General features: G+C 62.8%; 4 protein-coding genes. All 4 read left to right on the top strand.

Annotated elements, in window-relative coordinates; all coding sequences use genetic code 11:
* Window positions 1–392: transposase (locus ACFVX9_RS39480; protein WP_387987096.1), on the top strand; the 392-nt coding region annotated here is incomplete at its 5' end.
* Window positions 323–1,309 carry an IS3 family transposase gene (locus ACFVX9_RS39475; RefSeq protein ID WP_387987094.1) on the top strand — a complete coding sequence of 329 codons (987 nt, stop codon included), beginning with the start codon at window positions 323–325 and terminating at the stop codon, window positions 1,307–1,309. The genes ACFVX9_RS39480 and ACFVX9_RS39475, both read left to right, overlap by 70 nt.
* 164 nt (window positions 1,310–1,473) lie before the next feature.
* Window positions 1,474–2,352 (top strand): hypothetical protein, encoded by an 879-nt coding sequence (locus ACFVX9_RS39470; RefSeq protein WP_387987091.1) that lies wholly within the window; start codon window positions 1,474–1,476, stop codon window positions 2,350–2,352.
* A gap of 224 nt (window positions 2,353–2,576) precedes the next feature.
* Window positions 2,577–4,061, top strand: a complete 1,485-nt coding sequence (locus tag ACFVX9_RS39465) for a hypothetical protein (protein ID WP_380487366.1) — start codon at window positions 2,577–2,579, stop codon at window positions 4,059–4,061.
* Window positions 4,062–4,355 lie beyond the last annotated feature (294 nt).

Genomic DNA, 4,355 nt, shown 5'->3' with positions numbered 1-4,355 from the left:
GCCTTCATGATCTCCGCCGCGGCCTTCGGCGAGCTGGAACATCACCCGGACGTGGTCTTGACCAGCCCAACCACCCCTTAACTACGCGGCATTGGAAGTACCCGCCCGAGTTGCGGCAGCGTGCTGTTGCCGCGTATCGGGCTGCCGATCCGAAGCCCGTGATCCGGCAGATGGCCCGCGATCTCGGGGTGCATCACGAGGCCCTGCGGAACTGGATCCGTCAGGACGAGGCGGACCGGGGCGAGCGCGACGACCGGCTGACCACCGTGGAGAAGGAGGAGCTGGCCGTTCTGCGCAAGGAGAACGCCGAGCTGCGGCGCTCGTGCGAGATCCTCAAGGCCGCATCGGCTTTTTTCGCCCAGGAGCTCGACCCGACCCGGCGACGGTACTGAAGCTCATCGACGAGCACCAGGACCGCTTCGGGGCCGAGCCCGTCCTCCGGGAACTGCACATCCCCGCCTCCACCTACTATCGCTGGCGCCGCGACGTCCACGAGCCCTGCGAACACAAGCGCCACAACGCCGAACTCACCGAACACATCCGACGCATCCACGCCGGCTCCGACGAAACCTACGGCTCCCCGCGCATCCACGCCGTCCTGCGACGCGAGGGCACCCACGTCGGCCGCAAGCGGGTCGAACGCCTGATGCGCGAGGCCGGGCTTCAGGGCGTCAGCCCGCGCCGGCCCCGCTCCTTCACCCACCGCGACCCGGCGGCCGACCTCGCCCCGGACCTGGTCCAACGCAACTTCACGACGGGTGCCCCGAACCGGCTGTGGGTCGCCGGCATCTCGCTGATACCCACCGGCGAGGGCCCGTGGTGGCTGGCCACGATCCGCGACGCCTTCTCCCGCCGCATCGTGGGCTGGCACACCTCGGAGCGAGCGGACGCCGACCTCGCGCTCACCGCCCTGGAGTACGCCCTGCACGGCCGTCCCGTCGAACCGGGACAGCTGATCCACCACAGCGACCACGGCTGCCAGTACACATCCATCAAACTCACAACCCGCCTGCTGAAGGCGGGAATCGAGCCGAGCATGGGAACCGTCGGCGACTCGTTCGACAACGCCCTCGCGGAGAACTTCTGGAGCGTGCTGAAGACCGAGTGCGTGCGCCGCACGGCATTCGCGGCCCGCACGGACGCCGACCTCGCACTGTTCGCCTACATCGACGGCTGGTACAACACCCGCCGCATCCAGAAACGACTCGGCTGGCTCAGCCCGGACGAGTACGAGGCAAAGTACTACGCCGACCAGGCGACGGCCGAACCGGTGGCCGTCGCACCACCCACACCTGCCCTGACCAGGTAATCACCACCTCCCGCACAACGGGGGAAGCTCAGGGCCTGTCCGCCGCAGCGCTGGCGTTCGCCGGCTGGCTCGCCTATCGGAAGCAGAAGGACGCGGCGGTTTACTACCTGGTACAGGCGAGGCAAGGTGCTTCGGCAGCCGCCGCGGACGGCGATCCTGATGCCATGATCACGTTCGGCACCGTCTTGGCTTGGGAGGGCGATTCGGAGAATGCCGAAGCGTGGTTCAGCAAAGCCCGGCAGCGCACCCCCTTGTTGATGCCCGACTGGCGGATCGTCCGCGCGGAGGCCGACCGTGGCGGACTCCAGGCCGTGGCGGTGAGCAAGACCACCGAGAAACGGTTGGCACAGGAGCAACTCGCTGATGTGATGGAGGGGCTGTGGCCGCTTGATTGCCAGTATTGCGGGCTATCGCTGGGAAGAGGTGTGCCCGCACTGCGTGTGTTCGAGCAGCCCTGGGGCGCCACCGCCAGTCTCAACCACCTGGGGATGTGTCATTACCCCGAATGGACTGACAATGACGGCACCCATCGTGACAATGGCCTCGGAATCTTCAAGATCATCCGCACGTCGGAGCCTCGTCTGACCTGGACGGCGAGTGCAGCCCGCACACCCCAGGTCGTACTGGACGGCATGAGCCCAGTGATCATGATGGTGAACACGGGCGTGGAATCCGTCGAACTGGCCCAACGCGAGGACGGCCAGTGGCAGATGACTCCGTCCTACATCCATCGGCGGCAAGGAATGCTGCCCGCTGATCGTGCGCTTAACACCGTCCCCGGGCTCGCTACCGTGAGTCGGAGAGGGCTGGTCGTGAAACTGGGCCTTGAGGAGTGGTCGTCCGAGGTCTCACGTGACATGAAGCGCTTGATCAAACAGCAAGGCGGGGTACTGCTCTTCATCACCTCGGGACTAGCACCTACGCAACTGAGCGAAGCGGGTCTGAACATGGCCTTGTCGGCACCGGACGTTGTCGCCGGATGGGTACCGCTGCTCCAGGGCGAACGCAGGTGGTCGTCAAGCTGGAGGGGCGACCGTGGCTGACATCCCAATGAAAGGAAGGACCAGTACACGCCTGGGAGGTTCTGCCCACTAGCTCCGGCCGGGCAGGAGTGCAGGTCGAACGGACGTCAAGACTTGCGGCAGGGGGATCCGATGATGGCTGATATCGAGCGCATACCGGCGAGTAGGAAAAGTGACGCGAGTAGGACCATCGGAAGTCGGGTAGATAGCCTCGGTTGCCGATAAGTAAAATTCTCGGGGGAGCCATGCACGTCTCTGACTATTACAACCTCGGACGCACGCAGCCGACCCTCGATTTCGTAGACGTTGATACGGTGAACGACACCCCCGTTTACATAGATCCGAGCACGCTGAAGAAGCTCCCCGACGAGTGGTCTCACCAGTGCCTGGAGATGCTCAGCACGTTCTTCGACACTATTGTTCAGTCACTCAGCCTCGGCGACAACCGCAGGGTTCGCGACCTTCTCATTCGTCTCCAAGAGCCCAATGAGACTCACTTTGGCCTCTCAAGGGGGAAGTCCAGAGGCCGCGCACTCGGCCCGTACCTTGTGGCGCGGATATGCGCCAACCTATCCGCAAGTCGGGCCGCAAAGAGTGGACTGCTAGCAGACCTCGAAGATACCGCACTCTTCATCGATGACATCGGGAAGGACATAGTCTCAGATATCACAACCTGTGTGATTCGGGGAATGCTGACCTCCTACACACAGTCAATAGCCTCGATGTATGGAATACCACTCGTCGACGATGTCTACTGCGGGCTGGCATGGGACTCGAAGCGTCGGGAGTGGGACGCTTCCGCGACGCGCCTTCCCGTAGCGGATGGAAAGCCTCTCCTACTCGTCCCGAAGGTTATCGTACGACACGATCTCCTACTCACGAAGCAGGAGTATTTCCGTAACCACTTGGCGCCGGCGCTCTTCTCAGCTGAAAGCGACAAGCCCACCGGAAAGCTGATCCAGGCCGCAAAGGAAGCGGGGCGCCTGCTTGAGCAGACGGACATCGAAGCAGAGTACGGCGGCGACAAGGCGCGAATGGTGGAGCTCTCAGAAGACAGGGTCGAGATCTTCCGCGCATACAAAGACAAGAAGCAGGCCCTGCCTATCAAGCCGCTCACCCACGCGCAGCTGAGCACGGCAACCGGCACTGACCCCGTAGATTTCGACGCTCTGCTTGAAGCAGTGCTTGAAGTACCCTCCGGGCCACAGCATGCCTCGCGCTACCACAAGGCCATTGAGTCGCTTTTCACTGCCCTGTTCTATCCGGCACTGACCCAGCCCGTGATAGAGCATCTTGTCGACGAAGGCAGGAAGCGGATTGACATCACCTACACGAACCGAGACCGGCGCGGATTCTTTGACTGGCTCACCCGACAGGGACACCAGTGTTCATATTTGTTCGTTGAGTGCAAGAACTACGGATCCGATCTGGGAAATCCGGAACTAGACCAGCTATGCGGACGGTTCACCCCGCTGCGAGGAAAGGTCGGAATAATCGCCTGCCGCTCATTCGTCGACAAGGAGCGTTTCTTGCTGCGCTGCCGCGACGTGGCATTGAACCGCCGCGAGTTCGTCCTGGTGCTCGATGACGACGACTTGGTCCTGCTAGTCGAAGAAGTTAAGAAATCTCTCGGCCCTCGACGCGACCCTGACGGCGCGTTGATTCGCGACAGGCCGAAGCCCGGAGAGTTTCGATTGCTCAATGAGCAGTTCCGCCGACTCGTGAGCTAGAGTCCCACATCTCCGCGCGCGCTCGCTGCATAAATTGCTGTCGGCCATATCCAGAGCGTCGAGCCGCTCGCCACAGCTCATTGCACCTCCGACCACAGCGATGAGACCTCCAGGCTAGCCTAGAAGCAATGCCAGTGACTTTAGGTTGTGTCGTGCTGGGTGACGGTGACTGTTGCCGGTTGTGGTGGTGGCCAGTTGCGGTGTTGGGCGCGTTTGAGGGGCCAGTTGGACATCTTGCGTTTGATGACGCGGGGGCAGGTCCGCTGACGTCGTGGGGGTAGCAGGCGTTCGGCG

The sequence above is a fragment of the Kitasatospora sp. NPDC058243 genome (assembly GCF_042882025.1).
In the GTDB taxonomy this organism is placed as follows: domain Bacteria; phylum Actinomycetota; class Actinomycetes; order Streptomycetales; family Streptomycetaceae; genus Kitasatospora.
Note: the sequence above shows the minus strand (reverse complement) of the source record. Positions and strands in the feature narration are given on the sequence as shown.